17 protein-coding genes are annotated in these 16234 nt (G+C 63.6%); 7 read left to right on the top strand and 10 right to left on the bottom strand.

The features are described 5' to 3' along the window. Positions 1-36 precede the first annotated feature (36 nt). Positions 37-1611 carry a 2-polyprenylphenol 6-hydroxylase gene (ubiB, locus tag JQ567_RS18600; protein WP_212440203.1) on the bottom strand — a complete coding sequence of 525 codons (1575 nt, stop codon included), beginning with the start codon at positions 1609-1611 and terminating at the stop codon, positions 37-39. After that, on the bottom strand, positions 1608-2369 hold the full coding sequence (ubiE, locus tag JQ567_RS18595) for a bifunctional demethylmenaquinone methyltransferase/2-methoxy-6-polyprenyl-1,4-benzoquinol methylase UbiE (RefSeq protein WP_212440173.1): 762 nt from the start codon (positions 2367-2369) through the stop codon (positions 1608-1610). Before ubiE ends, ubiB begins: the two co-directional genes overlap by 4 nt. A gap of 79 nt (positions 2370-2448) precedes the next feature. Between ubiE and mutM the strand changes: the two genes are divergently transcribed. Further along, a complete protein-coding gene (gene mutM / locus JQ567_RS18590; protein WP_212440172.1) occupies positions 2449-3342 on the top strand; it encodes a bifunctional DNA-formamidopyrimidine glycosylase/DNA-(apurinic or apyrimidinic site) lyase in 894 nt (297 codons plus the stop codon). Positions 3343-3391: 49 nt separating this feature from the next. After that, positions 3392-5071 carry a gamma-glutamyltransferase gene (gene ggt, locus JQ567_RS18585; RefSeq protein ID WP_212440171.1) on the top strand — a complete coding sequence of 560 codons (1680 nt, stop codon included), beginning with the start codon at positions 3392-3394 and terminating at the stop codon, positions 5069-5071. 7 nt (positions 5072-5078) lie between these two features. On the opposite strand, the gene JQ567_RS18580 is transcribed toward ggt, so the two are convergent. Further along, entirely contained in the window at positions 5079-6452 is a 1374-nt protein-coding gene (locus tag JQ567_RS18580) for a serine protease (protein WP_212440170.1), read from the bottom strand. Positions 6453-6588: 136 nt separating this feature from the next. Between JQ567_RS18580 and JQ567_RS18575 the strand changes: the two genes are divergently transcribed. Continuing rightward, a complete protein-coding gene (locus tag JQ567_RS18575) occupies positions 6589-7389 on the top strand; it encodes a molybdopterin-synthase adenylyltransferase MoeB (protein ID WP_212440169.1) in 801 nt (266 codons plus the stop codon). A gap of 17 nt (positions 7390-7406) precedes the next feature. Here the strand turns inward: JQ567_RS18575 and JQ567_RS18570 are convergent, their stop codons facing one another. From JQ567_RS18570 to JQ567_RS18560, 3 genes are all read right to left on the bottom strand, one after another. Continuing rightward, a complete protein-coding gene (locus tag JQ567_RS18570) occupies positions 7407-7841 on the bottom strand; it encodes a hypothetical protein (protein ID WP_212440168.1) in 435 nt (144 codons plus the stop codon). 118 nt (positions 7842-7959) lie between these two features. Continuing rightward, positions 7960-8166, bottom strand: coding sequence for a hypothetical protein (locus JQ567_RS18565; RefSeq protein ID WP_212440167.1), 207 nt, complete (start codon positions 8164-8166; stop codon positions 7960-7962). 147 nt (positions 8167-8313) lie between these two features. After that, positions 8314-9315, bottom strand: coding sequence for an aldo/keto reductase (locus JQ567_RS18560; RefSeq protein WP_212440166.1), 1002 nt, complete (start codon positions 9313-9315; stop codon positions 8314-8316). Positions 9316-9434: 119 nt separating this feature from the next. On the opposite strand from JQ567_RS18560, the gene JQ567_RS18555 reads away from it, so the two are divergent. After that, entirely contained in the window at positions 9435-10406 is a 972-nt protein-coding gene (locus JQ567_RS18555; protein ID WP_212440165.1) for a LysR family transcriptional regulator, read from the top strand. Between the two features lie 73 nt (positions 10407-10479). Here the strand turns inward: JQ567_RS18555 and JQ567_RS18550 are convergent, their stop codons facing one another. The 3 genes from JQ567_RS18550 to JQ567_RS18540 all read right to left on the bottom strand — a co-directional run bounded on the left by JQ567_RS18550 (position 10480) and on the right by JQ567_RS18540 (position 12456). Then, positions 10480-10626, bottom strand: coding sequence for a bacteriocin (locus JQ567_RS18550; RefSeq protein ID WP_212440164.1), 147 nt, complete (start codon positions 10624-10626; stop codon positions 10480-10482). A 137-nt stretch (positions 10627-10763) separates the two neighbouring features. After that, positions 10764-11435: a uridine kinase gene (locus JQ567_RS18545; RefSeq protein WP_212440163.1), complete on the bottom strand. Its 672-nt coding sequence runs from the start codon at positions 11433-11435 to the stop codon at positions 10764-10766. A 19-nt stretch (positions 11436-11454) separates the two neighbouring features. After that, complete coding sequence (locus JQ567_RS18540; RefSeq protein WP_212440162.1) at positions 11455-12456, bottom strand: D-glycerate dehydrogenase; 1002 nt, start codon at positions 12454-12456, stop codon at positions 11455-11457. 415 nt (positions 12457-12871) lie between these two features. Between JQ567_RS18540 and JQ567_RS18535 the strand changes: the two genes are divergently transcribed. After that, entirely contained in the window at positions 12872-13399 is a 528-nt protein-coding gene (locus JQ567_RS18535; protein WP_192736259.1) for an SH3 domain-containing protein, read from the top strand. A 152-nt stretch (positions 13400-13551) separates the two neighbouring features. On the opposite strand, the gene irrA is transcribed toward JQ567_RS18535, so the two are convergent. After that, complete coding sequence (gene irrA, locus JQ567_RS18530) at positions 13552-14043, bottom strand: iron response transcriptional regulator IrrA (protein ID WP_283816520.1); 492 nt, start codon at positions 14041-14043, stop codon at positions 13552-13554. 344 nt (positions 14044-14387) lie between these two features. Between irrA and fabA the strand changes: the two genes are divergently transcribed. After that, positions 14388-14915, top strand: a complete 528-nt coding sequence (gene fabA, locus JQ567_RS18525) for a 3-hydroxyacyl-[acyl-carrier-protein] dehydratase FabA (RefSeq protein WP_192736260.1) — start codon at positions 14388-14390, stop codon at positions 14913-14915. A 79-nt stretch (positions 14916-14994) separates the two neighbouring features. Beyond that, positions 14995-16218: a beta-ketoacyl-ACP synthase I gene (gene fabB / locus JQ567_RS18520; RefSeq protein ID WP_212440161.1), complete on the top strand. Its 1224-nt coding sequence runs from the start codon at positions 14995-14997 to the stop codon at positions 16216-16218. Positions 16219-16234 lie beyond the last annotated feature (16 nt).

Genomic DNA, 16234 nt, shown 5'->3' with positions numbered 1-16234 from the left:
TGATGTCAATGCTAGCATACAATGCATGCATTGCAATCACATTTGCCGGACGGCCACCAGAATCCCGATGAATGTCACCGCGATGATCCAGAGCGCCACGGTGCGCCAGCGGCTCTTGCGCCCCTCGGCCCGGCCCAGCGCCGCAATCGTCTCCGGCGACAGTGTGACGCCCTCCCGGGTCATCTTCTCCAGCTGCTCCAGCACCGCCACCGAGCGCGTGGCAATTGCCGGCAGGCCAGCCAGCACGCGGCCAAGATCGCCCGCGCCGGACACCGCGCCCTGAATGCGCCCTACGGGTCCGAGATTGCGTTCGATCCATTCGCGCACCACGGGATCGGCGACCTTCCAGATATCGAGCTTGGGATCGAAACCGCGCGCCACGCCCTCGACCACCACCATGGTCTTTTGCAGCAGGATCAGTTCGGGGCGGGTCTGCATGTCGAACAGCCCGGTGACCTCGAGCAGCAAGGTCAACAGCTTCGCCATCGAGATGTCTTCGGCGATGCGGTTGTGGATCGGCTCGCCGATGGCGCGGATCGCTTGCGCGAAATTCTCGACCGAGTGATGGCCGGGCACATAGCCGGCCTCGAAATGCACCTCGGCGACGCGGCGGTAGTCGCGGGTAATGAAACCCAGAAGAATTTCGGCGAGGAAGCGTCGCTCCTTCAGGCCAAGCCGGCCCATGATGCCGAAATCGACGGCGACCAGGCGACCGGCCTCATCGAGGAACAGATTGCCGGGATGCATGTCGGCATGGAAGAAGCCATCGCGCAGCGCGTGGCGCAGGAAACTCTGGATCACCTTGCGTCCGAGATCGGGCAGGTCGATCTGCGATTGTGCGAGGCGCGCGTGGTCGTTGAGCGCGATGCCGTCGATCCACTCCATCGTCAGCACGTTGTGGGTGGTGCGGTCCCAATCCACCGCCGGCACGCGGAAATCCGGATCGTCGCGCGTGTTCTCCGCCATCTCGGACATCGCGGCCGCTTCCAGCCGCAGATCCATCTCCATCGCGACCGAGCGCGACATCGTGTTGATGACCTCGATCAGCCGCAGCCGGCGCGCTTCAGCCGAATGCGCTTCGGCATTGTGCGCGACAAAGAAGAAATCAGCGAGGTCGCGGCGGAAACGCGCGGCGACATTGGGGCGCAGCACCTTGACCGCGACCGATTTGCGCGCGCCATCGCGTGCGACCTCGCCGCGATGCACCTGCGCGATCGAAGCTGCGGCAACCGACGGCCCGAGGCTCGCAAACGCCTGCGCCACAGGGCGTTCCAGCGATGTCGCAATGACGGCCTCGGCCTCGATCTGCGAAAACGGCGGCAGCCGGTCCTGCAAGGCTTCCAGATCGCGCGCCATCGCAACGCCGACCACGTCGGGCCGTGTCGCCAGGAATTGTCCGAGCTTGAGATAGGCGGGGCCAAGCCGGGTCAGCGCCCGCGACAGCCGCGGGCCGGATTTGGCGCCGGGCCGCTCGATGATCCGCGCCAGCTTGAGCGCAAGTTGCCCGGGCGGCGGCACCAGGCTCGGATCGACAACGCCGAACACGCCCTCGCGTGCGAACACAAAGCCGGCGCGGACAAGCCGCGCGATGTGGGTCGCCGCAGAAATCACAAACGCCAGCCCGAATGCAGCGCCACGATACCGCCGGAGAGGCTTTCCCATTTCACCCGCGAGAAGCCGGCGGCGCTGATCATCTCGGCAAAGGCGTTGGGCCTCGGAAATTTCCGGATCGATTCAACGAGGTATTGGTAGGAGTCGGCGTCGCCGGTCACGGCGCGGCCGAGCGGCGGGATCACCTTGAAGGAGAAAAAATCATAGAGCCGGTCGAGCCCGGGCACATCGACGGTGGAGAATTCCAGGCACAGGAATCTGCTGCCCGGTCTCAGCACGCGGTAGGCTTCCTTCAGCGCTGCATCGATCCGCGGCACGTTGCGGATGCCGAACGCGATCGTATAGGCGTCGAACGCGCGATCTGGAAATTCCAGCGCCTCGGCATTGCCCTCGACGAACGAAACCTGCTGGTCGAGATGCCGCGCCAATGCACGGTTGCGGCCGACGCCGAGCATCTCGGTATTGATGTCGCAGACCGTGGCGCGGAAGCCGGTGCCTGCCGCCTTGGCGGCGCGGAACGCGATGTCGCCGGTGCCGCCGGCAACATCCAGCAGCGCGAACGGCGCATCGCCCTTCGGCGGATTGAGCTTGTTGATCATGATGTCTTTCCAGACCCGGTGCAGGCCCGCCGACATCAGATCGTTCATCAAATCATAGCGCGACGCCACGCTGTGAAACACGTCGTTCACCAGCGTCTGCTTATCCCCCAGGGGGACGTCCCTGAAGCCAAAATGCGTCGTTTGGTCCGGCCGATCCATCAACTTATCTCCATGGCCTGACCATAGCGCGCCCGCCGCAATGGCGCTATCACGTCACCTTCATAAGGTGAATAGCTGCATGCCTGAATTACCCGAAGTTGAGACCGTCCGCCGCGGCCTGCAACCCGCCATGGAGGGCTCAAAAATCGTCAAGGCGGAAGCCCGGCGGAAAGATCTGCGGTTTCCCTTTCAAAAAGACTTTATCGCGCGGCTGGAGGGCCAGACCGTGACCGGCCTCGGCCGCCGCGCCAAATATCTGATGGCGGACCTGACCTCGGGCGACGTGCTGCTGATGCATCTGGGCATGTCGGGCTCGTTTCGGGTGCTGGAAAACGGCGCCAACAGCACAAGCCAGAACACACCCGGCCAATTCCATCTCCCGCGCAGCGAAGACCGCGCCCATGATCACGTCGTGTTTCACATGTCGTCGGGCGCCTCGGTCGTGTTCAACGATCCGCGCCGTTTCGGTTACATGAAGATTATCGCCCGCAACGCGCTGGAGCAGGAGCCGCTGCTGAAAGGGCTCGGTCCCGAACCGCTCGGCAATGAATTTGACGCAACGATGCTGGCGCAATCCTGCCACAACAAGAAAACCAGCCTGAAGGCCGCCTTGCTCGACCAGCGTGTGGTGGCGGGACTTGGCAACATCTATGTCTGCGAAGCGCTTTATCGCGCCCATCTGTCGCCGCGCCGGCTCGCTGCGACCCTGGCGACGAAGAAAGCCGAACCGACCGAACACGCCAAACGCCTGGTCGGATCAATCCACGATGTCCTGAACCAGGCGATCAAGGCCGGCGGTTCCTCGATCAGCGACCATCGCCAGACCTCGGGCGAACTCGGTTATTTCCAGCACTCGTTCCAGGTGTATGACCGCGAGGGCGAGAAATGCCAGACCGCGCGCTGCGGCGGCATCGTGCGGCGCTTCGTCCAGAACGGCCGCTCGACCTTCTGGTGCCCGAAATGCCAGAGGTAAAACGCGCAACGCGCCCCTGCCGCAGAACGACAAAGAAACGGGAAACAACATGACCAGTAATTGGCGGGATCGCGCGGCCACCAATTTTCAATGTCAGAAGCAGCCGGCGACTTCCAGTCGCGGCATGGTGGTGAGCAATCATCCGCTGGCTTCGAGCGCGGGCGCCGAGATGTTGGCGGCCGGCGGCAACGCCGTCGATGCGGCGATCGCGACGCTGTTCACGCTGACGGTGGTCGAGCCGATGATGGTCGGCATCATCGGCGGCGGCATGGCACATATTCGCCTCGCCGACGGCAGCCATCGCTTCATCGACGGCCAGAGCACCGTGCCGCTGTCGGTGCGTCCCGACACCTTCAGATCGAAACCGGGTTCGGCGCATGACGTGTTCGATACGGTTGGCAACGAAAATCTAAACGGTCCGAAAGCGGTGGCGACACCGGGCTCGCTGAAAGCCTGGTGCGAGACGCTGCAAAGGTTCGGCACCATGAGCCTTGCCGACGTGATGCAGCCCGCGATCAAGCACGCCTCGCGCGGCTATGCCGTAACGCCCTATCTGCACGAATGCATCAGCGACAGCGCGGCGGAGATGTTGAAGGACAAGGCGATCTCGGCGGTCTATCTGCCCAAGGGGACGCCGCTGAAGGCCGGCGAGCGCGTGGTGCAGTCGGAATATGCGGAGACGCTGACTCACATTTCGCAGCACGGCGCAGCGGCGCTGTATCAGGGACCGCTCGGCGATATCCTGGTCGACTACATGAAAGCGCATGGCGGCTTCATCAGCCGTGAAGACCTCACCTCCTACAGGACCGTCGAGCGCCAGCCGATCCGCGCCGATTATCGCGGCTGGGAAATTCAGGGACCGCCGCCGCCCGCGGCCTCCGGCGTGCACATCGCGCAGATGCTCAACATTCTGGAAGGCTACGATATCGCACGCCTCGGATTCGGCTCAGCGGAAACGATTCACTATCTCGCCGAAGTGTTGAAGATCGCTTTTGCCGATCGCGCGGCCGCCAGCGGCGATCCTGACTTCATCAACGTGCCGGTGGAGCGGCTGACGTCGAAGGCCTATGCCGGGGAGCGCCGCCGCGCGATCGATTCCGGCTGCGCGCAGCAATGGGGTGCCGGCGTCGCACAACTCGAAGGCGCGCACACCACGCATATGACGGCGGCGGATGCGTTTGGCAACGTGGTCGCGACCACGCAGACCATCAACAATCTGTTCGGCGCCAAGATCATGATCCCCGGTCTCGGCACCGTGCCGAACAACTACATGAACCTCTATGATCCCCGGCCCGGCCATGCGCTGTCACTGGCGCCCGGCAAGCGCGTCACCACCTCGATGTCGCCAATGATGGCGCTGCGCGATGGCAAGCTGGTCTATGCGCTCGGCCTGCCCGGTGGAAAGCGGATCTTTCCGAGCGCGATGCAGGCGCTGATCAATCTGATCGACCATGGCATGAGCCTGCAGGAAGCCGTCGAGGCGCCGCGGGTCTGGACCGAGGGCAATGCGCTCGAAGTGGAATCGGCGGTCCCGGAAAGCGTTCGCGCCAAACTCACAGCGATGGGCCACAGAGTGCAGGCGGTGCCTACGGTGGCCGGCGGCATGAATGCCATTCACTTCCACGACGACGGCCGGATGTCGGGCGCAGCCTGCTGGCGCGCCGACGGCACACCGATCGGCATCGCCGGCGGTCTCGCGCGCGCCGGTGTGAGGTTCGGGCTGGCGTAAACTAAGTTTACTTCCGCACGCAGATCACGCGCACCACGGATGCTTTTGCGTCCGGCGATCCGCTTGCGCCAGCGACGCCATTGGCCTTGAGGAAATCGCGCACGGTATCTGATGTCACCAGCACCGCCTGTGCGGCGCCGTTCGCCGGTCCTGCGACGACCACCGGCTTCAGCAGCGCGATGCCGGCGAATTTGCCGTCGCCGTCGAGCGCGGCCGCGCCGGAAAAGCCGAGCGCGGGCGGCGGCGACAACGCGACGTCGCTGCTGCCGCCAAGTTGCGCGACCGAGGCCTTGACGCTGCTGACGGCCCCGCCGCCGCCCTGGTTCTGCGGATCGGCAATGCCGGTCAGGTCGAGCGCCGTCTTCGAGGCCGGGCTCGCGAGGTTGAGCGGCTTCAGTCCGCGCGCGCCATAGATGCGCAGCAAAGCGAGATCGTGCTCCTTGTCCTCGGCCACACGGTCGGCATTGCCGAAGCCCGCGATCGCGACCGCGACGCAGCCATCGGTGATCTGGCGGTCGGTCAGGATCGCGCCGTCGTCGCTGACCACGACGCCGGTACCATATTCCACGGTCTTGCGCGGCGGGGGGCCTGCGACCTGCGGGCCGGTTGGAAACGCGTTGAATGCGCTCGACATTGCGATCACCACCGGCTCCACGGTATTTTCCGTGGCCTGATCGTAGAGGATGGTGAGGATGCGGACCTCATCGCCCTTGAAGGTGCCGCGCACATAGAACTTCTTCAGGCCTTGCAGGCCGGAGAGCACGAAGAAGTCCGGCTTCACCACCGTGTAATCGATCTTGCGCTGGGCTTCCTTCTTTTCCAGCTCAGCGAGCTTCGCCGTGGTGGGGGTCGCTTCCTTGCGCCGCGCCAGTTGAATCTGGATGGTTCCGGTCGGCGACGTCCATTTGGTGCCGTTGGCGTCGCTGGCCTGCTGCGGCACCAGCTTGGAGGGAATGCCGAGCCGCACGCCGGTGAGGGGATCGGTGACGATCTTCCAGCCGACATTCTCCTGCCGCTTCCTGGCGGTGTCGGCGAGGATGCCGCGCTCCTGCGGATTGAGCACGCCGGTCTCCTTGGCCCCGCGGCTCTTCTGGAATTCCTTGATCGCCTTGACCATGCGCTCGCTGATGTCACCGGTGATCGCGCCGTTATATTGCCCGACCCAGGCGAGGTCGGATTGCAGCGCCAGCCGTTCGGCCTGCGACATCGCGCTGGCGGTCTCCTCGGGCTTTTGCAGCGCGGGCCGGATCGGCACCGTCGTGACCGGCTTCGGCTTGGCGCCGGCCGTGGAGGGCGGCGTCAACTGGGCCTGAGCTGACGATCCCAGGCTCGCGAAAATGACGGCCGAGACCATCAATGTTGCTGAAAACACCGATCTCATGACAAATCCCAGGGAATACTCGGAATCGGGAGGGAATATTGGAGCGATCATTGACCTCGGGTCAATTAAGCACATCTGCTTGGTCAGCAACAACAGCGCCCCGGTTCACGGAACGGCGCATGGGAATAGACCGACGATGCTGACCGCCGACGAACTCGAACGCTATGCCCGCCACATCGTGCTGCGCGAGGTCGGCGGCCCCGGCCAGACCGCCCTGAAGGAGGCGTCCGTGCTGGTGATCGGCGCCGGCGGTCTCGGCGCCCCGGTCCTGATGTATCTCGCCGCCGCCGGGATCGGCACGCTCGGCGTGGTCGACGACGATATTGTCTCGCTGTCCAATTTGCAGCGCCAGATCATCCACACCACGCCCGATATCGGCAAGCGCAAGGTCGACAGCGCCGCGCAGCAGATCGACGCGCTCAACCCGCATGTCAACTTCGAGGCGCATGCGGTGCGTCTCGATGCTGGCAACGCGATGTCGCTGATCGGCGGTTATGATCTGGTGCTCGACGGGTCAGATAATTTCGAAACCCGCTATCTGGTTTCCGACGCCTGCTTCCTCGCGGCCAAGCCGCTGATCACGGCGGCGCTGGGCCAGTTCGACGGATCGCTGACCACGATCCGCGCCCATGAACGGGGCGCTGACGGCGAGTTCAATCCGACCTATCGCTGTCTGTTTCCAGAGGCGCCGCCGCCGGGCACGGTGCCGGCCTGCGCCGAGGCCGGCGTGATGGGCGCTCTCGCGGGAATGCTGGGATCGATGATGGCGCTGGAAGCGATTCGCGAAATCGTCGGCTTCGGCGACAGTCTGGTCGGACGGCTGGTGATGGTGGATGCCCGCGCGATGCGGTTCGAAACCCTGCGCTATCGGCGCGATCCGGCGAACCCGCTCAATGGCGATACGCCTGTCATCACCGATTTGAGCGGACACCGATGAGGCATCCGCCTTGCGCGTCAGTCGGCGTCGGCAATCTGCTTCTCGTAGTCAGACGCGTTTGATTTATCCGTCATGACCTGCGGGCAGCGGAAGCAGGCCTCTTTGCCTTCCTGACGAAACCAGCGGCAAGTGGACCGGATCTGGCAGGCGGGCAGCGCGTTGACGACGGCCGGAAGGCCTTCAACGATCCTTTTAGCCAGACTGCAGGCGTTGCCCTTGAAATGCTTGCAGCCGCCGCTGGCGCCTGCGCAGGGTGCCGCAATGCGGAACAGTTGCGTGGGCTTGGCATCTCCCGCAAGGGCAAGCAGCTTCTCGGAAACCGGCAGGGTTTCGGTGAGATAGCCGACCCTGTGATCTTCCGGCGTTCCCGTCATCACGCCATAGATTCGGGCGCCTTCCGTGGTGGCCTGAGAGCTGGGGCAGTCGATCTGCTTCTTTGATCCGTCGGACATGAAACCCTCTATCTCGCTGCTGGTGCCGGGTGAGCTGAATCGCCCCTGGGAATGAAAAGGCTTCCGGGATGGCGTCCGACGCGCTAAGCGCCGAACGCCATCTCGTCGCCAGTTCGGTTCAGAACTGGAACGTCTTCGTGGGCAGCGTGGGCAGCCGCGGCGAAATAGCGCCGGTCAGAATTGTGCCGCCAATCGGATCTTTGACGACGAGTATTTGCTTCGCGAAACCGGCTGCGACGATTTCGAGTTGCTCCGGGGTGAGCCGGACCGGCGCTTCGAGCGTCGCATCGGCCGACTGTTGGGACTTCGCTTCGGATTTCTTCATCTGTCTTCTCCTGTCGCGAGACGAAGGGGCCATCCGCTTCGACTGCTGCAGGACGCTAGGCGCGGACTGGAGGGTCTACCGTGATCTCTCTCACGGAACCTCCTCGCGCCCCACCAACGGAAGTGCGAGGAGGTCGTCCGATTACCTTCAGGCCCGCTTCTTCTCGCTGTCGAGATGCGCCATTTGCTCCGCGGCATAGCGCGTGCCGGCGGCAGCGCCCGGCGGGAAGGCGGCGGTGAGTTTGGCGAGGTGCGCCGGCGTCAGTTTCACGTCGAGCGCACCGAGCGCCTCCGTCAGGCGGTCGCGGCGGCGGGCACCGACCAGCGGCACGATATCGGTGCCCTGCGCCGCCACCCAGGCAATCGCGACCTGCGCCACCGATACGCCGAGTTCGGCGGCGACCGCGCGCAGCGGCTCGACCAGCGCCAGATTGGCGTCGAGATTGGCGCCCTGGAAGCGTGGGCCCATCTGGCGGAAATCCTGCTGGTCGGAGGTGTTCTTCGACCAGTGTCCGCTGATCAGGCCGCGCGACAGCACGCCATAGGCGGTGACGCCGATACCGAGTTCGCGGCAGGTCGACAGGATATCGTCCTCGATGCCGCGCGAGATCAGTGAGTATTCGATCTGCAGATCGGCGATCGGATGCACGGCATGGGCGCGACGGATGGTGTCGGAGCCGACTTCGGACAGGCCGACATGCCTGACATAGCCGGCCTTGATCATGTCGGCGATCGCACCGATCGTGTCTTCGATCGGCACCGCCGGATCGAGCCGCGCCAGCCGGTAGATGTCGATGTGATCGACGCCGAGCCGCTGCAGCGAATAGGCGATGAAATTTTTCACTGCCGCGGGGCGGCCGTCCATTCCGATAAAGCCGCGCGCGGGATCGCGCAACGCGCCGAACTTGACGCTGATCTGCACATTGTCGCGGCCGCGGCCGGCGAGCGCCTCGCGGATCAGCAATTCGTTGTGGCCCATGCCGTAGAAATCACCGGTGTCGAGCAGCGTGACCCCGGCGTCGAGCGCGGCGTGGATGGTGCTGATGCTCTCGCCGCGGTCGGCCGGACCATAAAAGTCCGACATGCCCATGCAGCCGAGGCCGATGGCGGCGACGTTGGGGCCGGTTTTGCCGAGTTTGCGGTGTTCCATGGTGGCTCTCCTCGTATTGGCGGCGGGATTCCGCGCCGGGTTGACGAGGTTCGTATGGCCGATCGCGATTACAACGATAAGCTGGACAATGATAAATAGCTTGTTCAGTATAGCGAACAATGCAGGATGTTGATCTCCGCGATCTCGATGCCTTCGTCGCCGTGGCGCGCACCCGGAATTTCCGGCGCGCCGCGATCGAGCAGCGCGTCTCCGTCTCGAGTCTCAGCCAGCGGCTGCGCGACATGGAGGAGCGGCTTGGCGTCCGCCTGATGAACCGCACCACCCGCAGCGTCGCATTGACCGAAGCCGGCGAACTGCTGCTGGCCCGGGTCGGGCCGGCGATGTCGGATGTCGGCGACGCGCTGGATCAGGTGCGCGGCCTGCGCGGCGTGCCGTCCGGCCGTCTGCGGATCAATGCGCCGCCGCCGGCGATCGATCTGGTGTTGGCGCCGATGGTCGGGCCTTTCCTCAAGACCTATCCACAGATCGAGCTCGAGATCGTCGGCGACAGCTCCTTCATCGACATTGTCGCCGACGGTTTCGACGCTGGCGTGCGCTACGGCGAGCATCTGGCGCAGGACATGATCGCGGTCGCGCTCGGCCCGCCGCAGCGCTACGCCGTGGTGGCGTCGCGCGAATATGTTGCGCAGCATGGCCGGCCCAAGCATCCGAAGGATCTGCTAGCTCATTCCTGCATCCGCACCCGGTTCGGCAGCGGCGCGATGCCCGACTGGGAGTTCGAGAAGGCGGGACGCATCGTCAAGGTTGCGCAGACCGGGAAGCTGATCGCGACCCATCTTGGCCTGGCGATGCGGGCGGTGCATGACGGGCTCGGTTTCTGGCTGACCTTCGAGGGCTATGTTCGCGAGGGGGTGAAATCTGGCGCGCTGGTCAGCGTGCTCGATGACTGGTGCGCGCCGTTTCCCGGACCGTTTCTGTACTACCCGAGCCGCCGCCAGCCGCCGCCGGCGCTAGGCGCGTTCGTCTCGTTTGTCGGGGAATGGCGCAAGCAGGAGAGACGGAAAGAAAAGACGGCGCAGCTTCCCCTGGAGGGAGTTACCTACGTTACAAGTCCGGCGGACCGGCCATGAGGCCTGATCCGCCGTACTCGTATTTTCCAAGGCAGAGGACTGCGTCTTACTAATCCGCTCAGGGCGTTCGGGCTTACTTCTTGAGGCTGGCGAACATAAACTTGACCTCGAGGATCTGTTCATACTGCTCCTTGGTCACCTGAACCCGGTCTTTGCCACCCGAGACGGCGTTGAGTTCTTCGTCGGAAAGCGCATCGATCTGAACATTCTGGGTATTCATGGCAGTTCTCCATTTGGCAGGGGAGCGCGACCACCGCGTTCGTTTCCTGTGATTTGGAGAATGCCTGAGACCGAACCGGAGCGCTGTTCCCCAGGTGACAGGCTGAAACGGCGTGTCCGGGCGGGCAGAGCGCCGGGCTACGCCCGTCGCCACTTCAATATCTGCGGCTCGCGCAGGTCGTTGTAGCCGATCACGATAGCGGCGCGTTGTTCCGGGTCGCACTCGCTCAGATATCGCTGCTGGCCGCCGGCATAGCGCTGGTTAGACGGCGAAGCCGGATCGGACGCGCCAAAATCCGGGCTGCGCTGCGCGCCGCGCGGCACGGAGACATTGAAGTCGACCTTCAGAAACATCGAGAGGTCCCAATAGGCTCGAAGCTCGGGACGGTGCAGGAAGATGCCGTCAACGATCAGCGCGGCGGTTGGCGGCGCCTGCTGCGCGACCGGTTCGAACGGCCGGTCGTAGTCGAGATCAAAACGCCTTGCGACATATCGACCGGAGCCACCGGGGCTCAAGGGATCAAGCAACAGCGTCCGAAATGAATCGTATTCGTACGAGTCGAGATAAAAGCCATCAGGTGAATACCGGCCGCGCGCGTATCGTACCGAGCGTGGATGATGGAAGTCATCGACCGAGGCGCGGATTGTCGGGCGGCCTTGCGCTGCCACGAGCGGCGCCAACGCGTCCGCCAGCGTGGTTTTTCCCGCGCCATCGACGCCATCGATCGCGACGCGGATGATCCGCGTGGGATGTAGTGCGACGATGGTGGCGGCGAGACGGTCCAGCAGCGATGCGTGGGCTTCGCTCACATCATCCTCGGTGGCCGCCTCACAGCATGCTGGGCAGCACGCGGTCCGGCGGCTTGTGGTTGTCGAGGAAGGTCCGGATATTGATGATCACCTTCTCGCCCATCTCGACACGGCCTTCGATCGTGGCCGAGCCCATATGCGGCAGCAGCGTGACCTTGCCAGCCTTGGCCAGCCGAACCAGTTTTGGATTGACGGCGGGCTCATGCTCGTAGACGTCGAGCCCGGCGCCGCCGATCTCGCCACTTTCGATCAGCTTGATCAGCGTGTCCTCGTCGATCACCTCGCCGCGCGCGGTGTTGACGATATAGGCCTCTTTCCGGATCAGTTTTAAGCGCCGCGCCGACAGCAGGTGGAACGTCGCCGGGGTGTGCGGACAGTTCACCGAGATGATGTCCATCCGCGCCAGCATCTGGTCGAGGCTTTCCCAATAGGTCGCGCCCAATTCGTCGGCGATCACGGGCGCGACGGGACGGCGGTTGTGATAGTGGATCTGCAGGCCGAAGGCGCGCGCCCGGCGCGCCACCGCCTGGCCGATGCGGCCCATGCCGATAATGCCGAGGCGTTTGCCGCCGATGCGATGACCGAGCATCCAGGTCGGCGACCAGCCCGGCCAGTTCTTGCCGTCGGTGAGAATCGAGGCGCCCTCGATCAGCCGCCGCGGCACCGCGAGAATCAACGCCATGGTCATGTCGGCGGTGTCTTCGGTCAAAACTTTCGGCGTGTTGGTCACGGTGATGCCGCGCGCATGCGCCGCCGTGACGTCGATATTGTCGACGCCATTGCCGAAATTGGCGATCATCCGCAGCTTGCAGTCGGGCTGCTTGAGAATTTCCTCGTTGACCAGGTCGGTCACGGTCGGCACCAGCACGTCGGCGGTACGGACCGCCTCGGCGATCTGTTCCGGCGTCATCGGCGTATCGTCGAGATTTAACCGCGCATCGAACAGTTCGCGCATCCGGGTCTCGATCGAGTCCGGGAGTTTGCGGGTGACGACGACGAGAGGCTTTTTCTTAACCGACATGTCCTGCTCTCATGAGGCAATGGCTCGCCCAACCTTTGACGAGTCAGAAGCTTCGCCGTTGAGGCCTCATTAACCTGGTTGTTCGACACTGCATTCGCTGCGCGGTTCGAACGGCTACCTGGTCGTTTCCTTAGGTTTCCTTAGCGCTTCCTCGGGTTCCCCGATCCTTATCTCGGGGTTGCCAAGGGAAGGGTCAAGGTAATCAGGGAAATTCGGGCGTTCTGGTTCTCAAGCGTTCCGTCCTCTCTAGCAGAAGGCCGGGCCAAGACAAGAACCCCTCGGGAACGACAATCCGAGTTGCGACCAAGGCGGGCACAGGGGGACCTAGGTTTAAGGGTCTTGGGTTTCAGGCGTTGAGTGGATTGTTTCAACTCGAAGAATTCGAGTTGAAAGGTTCTCGGCAGGAGACGAGTTGATGGCGTTGGGGCGTTTCTGTTCGATGGCGGTGCTGGCAGGGTGCATGCTGGGCGCGTCGGTCAGCACAGGTTTTTCAGCCAAGGAAGCAGGCTCCACCACCAGCGGCCTCCCGGTGCCGCGTTATGTCAGCCTCAAATCCGATCATGTGAATGTCAGGGCCGGTCCGACCAAGGACAATGACGTCGCCTGGGTCTACACCCGCTCCGGCTTGCCGGTCGAAATCACCGCCGAATTCGAGAACTGGCGCCGGGTGCGCGATTCCGAAGGCGCCGAAGGCTGGGTCTATCACTCCCTGCTGTCGGGCCGCCGCACCGCCGTCGTCACCATGAAGACCAAGGACGAACTCGCGCCGCTCTACGATCGCGCCGATCCGTCCAGCGCGGTCGCCGCGCGCCTGCAGGCCGGCGTCGTCGCCCAGGTCAAGAAATGTGCTGCCGGCTGGTGCCGCGTGATCGGTAACGGGTTTGATGGCTGGATCGAACAGCAGCGGCTGTGGGGCGTCTACGCCGACGAGAAGGTGGATTGAGTTAGGCGCGACGAGCAATAACTCTTGCGTCGTCCCGGCGAAGGCCGGGACCCATACGCCGCGGCTTTGCGTTGGCCACGAACGGCCGACGCCTTCGCCAAACAACAAACATTTGTGGTTATGGGCCCCTGCGTTCGCAGGGGCGACGAGACTCAGCGCTTCTTGCGCAGCCGCACGACCATGTCGACGCGGGCGATTTCGTAGCCTTCCGGCACGTCGGGCATCCGCGACAGCACCAGATGCGGATCGGGAATGTCGACCAGCTCGTGGTTGTTCTCGAGATAGAAGTGGTGATGCGCCGTCACGTTGGTGTCGAAATAGGTCTTGGTGCCGTCAACGCTGACCTGGCGCAGCAGGCCGGCATCGGTGAGCTGGTTGAGCGTGTTGTAGACGGTGGCGAGCGAGACCGGCACCTTGGCCAGCGTCGCTTCCTCGTACAGCATTTCAGCGGTCAGATGCCGCGCGCCCTTGCCGAACAGCAGCCAGCCGAGCGCCATGCGCTGGCGGGTCGGGCGCAGGCCGGCAGCTTGCAGCATTTCGTTGACGTCGTGCCAGGGACAGCCGGTCAACGCCGGTTGATGGCCGGCGGCATGGGCGGCCGGATCAATGGCGTCGTCGTTCACGGTCGAGACCTGGTCGTTCATTTCCACTTCGGTACCACGCTGACAAACTTGGGCAATATTCTTGCCCAATATAAAAGGAAATCCTTTAGATGCAAGTTTTTCGCAACTAGAACGATCCCAAGGTTAAGGCGGAACCTACGATGGGACATGGTGTTTTTAGCCCGTATCCAGTGTTTTGCCGCCCGCCAAGCCTATGTTACAGAGCGCGCGGACCACATATGCATATTCGGCAGGGACATTTGCCGAAAGCTCCCGAAGTAGCGCCAATTAGCGGAAAACCGGCATTCTTCTGCGGGAAATCGGTCCGTTTCGCTCGAAAGCGCGAGCAGGGTACTTTTGCGGGATATTTTAGAGAGGCTGAAAAGATGCTGGATCGCCGCGGCGGTTACGAATACGAGGATTTGCTGGCGTGCGGCCGTGGCGAGCTATTCGGCCCGGGAAATGCGCAATTGCCGCTGCCGCCGATGCTGATGTTCGATCGCATCACCGAAATTTCCGAAACCGGCGGGGAATACGGCAAGGGCATCGTTCGCGCCGAACTCGACGTGAACCCGGATCTCTGGTTCTTCGGCTGCCATTTCAAAGGCGATCCGGTGATGCCGGGCTGTCTCGGCCTCGACGCGCTGTGGCAGATGGTCGGCTTTTATCTCGGCTGGACCGGCGGCGAGGGCCGCGGCCGGGCGTTGGGCCTCGGCGAACTGAAGTTCTCCGGTCAAGTGATGCCGAACGTCCGCAAGATTGTGTACAACGTCGATATCAAGCGCGTGATGCGTTTAAAGCTCTGGCTGGGTATCGCCGACGGCTGGCTTTCGGCCGACGGCGAGATTATCTATCGCGCGAAGGATCTGAGGGTGGGGCTGTTAAAGCAGGGTGCCGCATTGCCGGGAGCGTAAGTTACCCGCTCTCCAATCAGGCGGCATTCGGTTTGACGGCGGCCATCACACAAAACGCAAACGACAGGACGAGGCGATCATGAGGCGGGTTGTCATCACGGGGATGGGCATCGTCTCATCCATCGGAAATAACACCCAGGAAGTGCTTGCGAGCCTTCATGAGGCGAAATCGGGGATCACGCGCGCGGAAAAATACGCCGAACTCGGCTTCCGCTCGCAGGTGCAGGGCGCTCCGTCCCTCAATCCCGCCGATGTCATCGACCGGCGCGCGATGCGCTTTCTCGGCGAGGGCGCGGCGTGGAATCACATCGCGATGGAACAGGCGATCCAGGATTCCGGTCTCGGCCCGACCGAAGTTTCCGACGTCCGCACCGGCATCATCATGGGCTCCGGCGGACCGTCCGCGCGCACCATCGTCGAAGCGGCCGACATCACCAGGACCAAGGGTCCCAAACGCGTGGGGCCGTTCGCGGTGCCGAAGGCGATGTCGTCGACCGCCTCAGCCACGCTGGCGACCTGGTTCAAGATCAAGGGCGTGAACTATTCGATCTCGTCGGCCTGCGCGACTTCCAACCATTGCATCGGCAATGCCTATGAGACGATCCAGATTGGCAAGCAGGATGTGATCTTCGCCGGCGGCTGCGAGGAACTCGACTGGTCGCTGTCGGTGTTGTTCGACGCCATGGGCGCGATGTCCTCGAAATACAACGACACGCCCGCCACCGCGTCGCGTCCCTATGACGTCAGCCGCGACGGCTTCGTCATTGCGGGCGGCGCCGGCGTGGTGGTGCTGGAAGAACTTGAGCATGCCAAGGCGCGCGGCGCGCGCATCTACGCCGAAGTGGTCGGCTATGGCGCGACGTCTGACGGCTACGACATGGTGGCACCGTCGGGCGAAGGCGCCGAGCGCTGCATGCGGATGGCGATGGAGACCGTGAAGACGCCGATCGACTACATCAATCCGCACGCCACCTCGACGCCCGCCGGCGATCCGCCGGAAATCGAGGCGATCCGCAAGGTGTTCGGCACCGGCGAAAAATGCCCGCCGATCTCGGCGACCAAGGCGCTGACCGGGCATTCGCTCGGCGCCACCGGCGTCCAGGAAGCGATCTATTCGCTGCTGATGATGAACAACGGTTTCGTGTGCGAGAGCGCCAACATCACCGAGCTCGACCCGGTGTTTGCCGACATGCCGATCGTGCGCAAGCGCATCGACAACGCCAAGCTCGGTACCGTGCTGTCGAATTCGTTCGGTTTCGGCGGCACCAACGCGACGCTGGTGTTCAAGCGCATGGATGCGTGACACCCAAGCGCGGGTG

Source organism: Bradyrhizobium sp. AUGA SZCCT0431 (assembly GCF_018131065.1).
Classification (GTDB): Bacteria; Pseudomonadota; Alphaproteobacteria; order Rhizobiales; family Xanthobacteraceae; genus Bradyrhizobium.
This window is presented reverse-complemented; position numbering and strand designations above follow the sequence as displayed.

What these genes read in the sequence shown, in the direction of transcription:
- JQ567_RS18555 (WP_212440165.1), top strand. Translation starts at nt 9,435, where the DNA reads ATGCAGGATGTTGATCTCCGCGATCTCGATGCCTTCGTCGCCGTGGCG.
- JQ567_RS18580 (WP_212440170.1), bottom strand. Translation starts at nt 6,452, where the DNA reads ATGAGATCGGTGTTTTCAGCAACATTGATGGTCTCGGCCGTCATTTTC.
- JQ567_RS18535 (WP_192736259.1), top strand. Translation starts at nt 12,872, where the DNA reads ATGGCGTTGGGGCGTTTCTGTTCGATGGCGGTGCTGGCAGGGTGCATG.
- irrA (WP_283816520.1), bottom strand. Translation starts at nt 14,043, where the DNA reads ATGAACGACCAGGTCTCGACCGTGAACGACGACGCCATTGATCCGGCC.
- JQ567_RS18570 (WP_212440168.1), bottom strand. Translation starts at nt 7,841, where the DNA reads ATGTCCGACGGATCAAAGAAGCAGATCGACTGCCCCAGCTCTCAGGCC.
- JQ567_RS18575 (WP_212440169.1), top strand. Translation starts at nt 6,589, where the DNA reads ATGCTGACCGCCGACGAACTCGAACGCTATGCCCGCCACATCGTGCTG.
- JQ567_RS18540 (WP_212440162.1), bottom strand. Translation starts at nt 12,456, where the DNA reads ATGTCGGTTAAGAAAAAGCCTCTCGTCGTCGTCACCCGCAAACTCCCG.
- mutM (WP_212440172.1), top strand. Translation starts at nt 2,449, where the DNA reads ATGCCTGAATTACCCGAAGTTGAGACCGTCCGCCGCGGCCTGCAACCC.
- fabB (WP_212440161.1), top strand. Translation starts at nt 14,995, where the DNA reads ATGAGGCGGGTTGTCATCACGGGGATGGGCATCGTCTCATCCATCGGA.
- ggt (WP_212440171.1), top strand. Translation starts at nt 3,392, where the DNA reads ATGACCAGTAATTGGCGGGATCGCGCGGCCACCAATTTTCAATGTCAG.
- ubiE (WP_212440173.1), bottom strand. Translation starts at nt 2,369, where the DNA reads ATGGATCGGCCGGACCAAACGACGCATTTTGGCTTCAGGGACGTCCCC.
- JQ567_RS18560 (WP_212440166.1), bottom strand. Translation starts at nt 9,315, where the DNA reads ATGGAACACCGCAAACTCGGCAAAACCGGCCCCAACGTCGCCGCCATC.
- JQ567_RS18565 (WP_212440167.1), bottom strand. Translation starts at nt 8,166, where the DNA reads ATGAAGAAATCCGAAGCGAAGTCCCAACAGTCGGCCGATGCGACGCTC.
- fabA (WP_192736260.1), top strand. Translation starts at nt 14,388, where the DNA reads ATGCTGGATCGCCGCGGCGGTTACGAATACGAGGATTTGCTGGCGTGC.
- JQ567_RS18550 (WP_212440164.1), bottom strand. Translation starts at nt 10,626, where the DNA reads ATGAATACCCAGAATGTTCAGATCGATGCGCTTTCCGACGAAGAACTC.